General features: G+C 73.6%; 1 protein-coding gene. It reads right to left on the bottom strand.

Features of this window, described 5'->3' with window-relative positions:
- Positions 1-2,215: ComEC/Rec2 family competence protein (locus tag H5J26_RS30450; protein WP_181769177.1), on the bottom strand; the 2,215-nt coding region annotated here is incomplete at its 3' end.
- Positions 2,216-2,220 lie beyond the last annotated feature (5 nt).

Raw genomic sequence — 2,220 nt, 5'->3', positions numbered from 1 at the left:
GCCGGACGAGGACGCCGGCGTCGCGCAGCGCGGTGAGAGTCCGGGGAGCGGGATGCCCGTACGGGTTGTCTGCTCCCGCGGAGACCAGCGCGATACGCGGGCGCAAGCGCGCCAACAGGGGCGGGTACTGGTAGGCGGAGCCGTGGTGGGCGACCTTGAGCACGTCCACCGACGGCAGTCCCGGGAGACTCGTCAACAGCCCGCGCTGGGCGTCCGGTTCGAGGTCTCCCGGCAGCAGAAACGTCGTGCCTCCCGACCGGAAGAGCAGAGTGATGCTGGCGTCGTTGGCACCCTCGGCCTGCACGGGGGGCTCACCTGCCGCAGGGGACGGCCACAGGACCTGCCACGACAGCTCGCCCGTGCTGCGCCGCTCACCCGCCCCGGCACGGACGAGAGGGATTCCGGCCTGCCGCGCCGTACGCCGGACGAACTCCGCCTGCCCCCGCGGCTCTTCGAGCGGCGTGGTCTGGATCGCCCCGACGCTGCGCCCCTTCAACACCCCGGGCAGGCCCGTGACATGGTCGGCGTGGAAATGCGTGAGCACGAGCAGCGGGATGCTCGTGACGCCGAGGGCTCGCAGGCATCTGTCGACCGCTGACGGATCCGGCCCGGCGTCGACGACCACGGCCGTACGGGCCCGGCCGGTGGACAGCGCCAGGGCATCCCCCTGACCGACGTCGCACGCGACAAGACGCCACCCGGGTGGAGGCCATCCGGTGAACGGGCGGACCAGCGGCACGGGGCGGACCACCGTCAGCAGAAGCACCAGTACGCACGCCGCACACAGCCACGGGTGACGCGACAGCCGAAGCCGTCTGCCGAGAAGCACCGCGGTGGTGATGATGAGCGCGAGCAGCAACGCGCCGCTCCAGCTTCCGGGCCAGTCGATCTCCGCACCGGGCAGGTCCGCGCCGGTGCGGGCGAGACGTGCGATGCCCTCGGCAGGCCAACCGGCCAGCCACGCCGCCCCCTTGGCGACCGGCATCGCCAACGGCGCGGCCGCGAGGGCCGCGAACCCCAGCACCGTGGCGGGAGCGACGGCGAACTCGGCCAGCAGGTTGCACGGTACGGCGACGAGGCTCACATGCGCGGCCAGCACCGCCACCACCGGGGCGCAGGCGGCCTGTGCCGCGCCCGCCGCAGCAAGAGCCTCCGCAAGGCGGCCGTTCACACCCTTGCGACGCAGGGCTGAGCTCCATCGCGGGGCCAGAGTGAGCAGCGCCCCGGTGGCGAGCACGGAGAGCAGGAAACCGAAGTCGACAGCGAGCCACGGATCGAGGAGCACGAGCAGAAGAACGGCAGCCGCCAGGGCGGGCAGGAGAGAGCGCCTCCGTCCGGTGACGAGGGCGAGAAGAGTGATCAGGCCGCAAGCGGCTGCCCGTATGACGCTGGGTTCGGGACGGCAGACGATCACGAAAGCCACGGTGAGCAGCGCCCCGAGCACCGCCGTGGCGCGAAGCGGAATGGCCAGCCTCGGGGCGAGGCCGCGCCGCTCGGCGAGGTGGGCGCTGCCCGGCGGGCCGATGAGCACGGCGAGCATGATCGTGAGGTTCGCGCCGCTGACGGCCAGCAGATGCGTCATGTCCGTGGTGCGGAAGGCCGCTTGGAGGTCGGCGGGCAGCCTCGAGGTGTCGCCCACGACCAGGCCCGGCAGCAGTCCGCGCGCGTCCCCCTCCAGGCCCGCGGTGGCCTCGCGGAGCCCGGCACGCAGGCTGCCTGCCATGAGCTGCAGATCCGACGGCTCACGGATCACCCGGGGCGGCCCGTCTGCCCGGGTCCGGACGACGGCGGCGACGTCCTGCCCGTGCCCGGTCCGTGCGGGCGTGAGGAGCCGGGCATCGAGGCGCAGCCCGGTGGACGGCAGCAGGCGAAGCCACCTTGCCGAGGCCGAACCGCCCGGCTGCTGGACGATGACGAGCACGGGCGTACGGACGCCACGTTGGACGAGTGGCGAGCGCTGATCCCCGCCTCGACCGCCGGCCACCGGGGAGCCGCGCGCCGTGACCCGGGTGGCCTCGGCCTTGAAGAGGAGCGCCGTCGGGGCCTGTTGGGCGCCGTGCACCCGCGCCTGGATGCGGCGCGGGTCACCGGTGACGGTCAAGTCGACCGTCACCGAGGCGCCTTGGCCTGCCAGGAGCGGCACAGGCCCCCTGTGCAGATCCGCCGCGTGCAGTGCCGCGACGCCTCCGCCCGCCGCTGCGCACAGCAGCGCCAGAGCCA

It is taken from the genome of Streptomyces albidus (ex Kaewkla and Franco 2022), from assembly GCF_013870515.1.
GTDB lineage: Bacteria > Actinomycetota > Actinomycetes > Streptomycetales > Streptomycetaceae > Streptomyces > Streptomyces albidus.
This window is presented reverse-complemented; position numbering and strand designations above follow the sequence as displayed.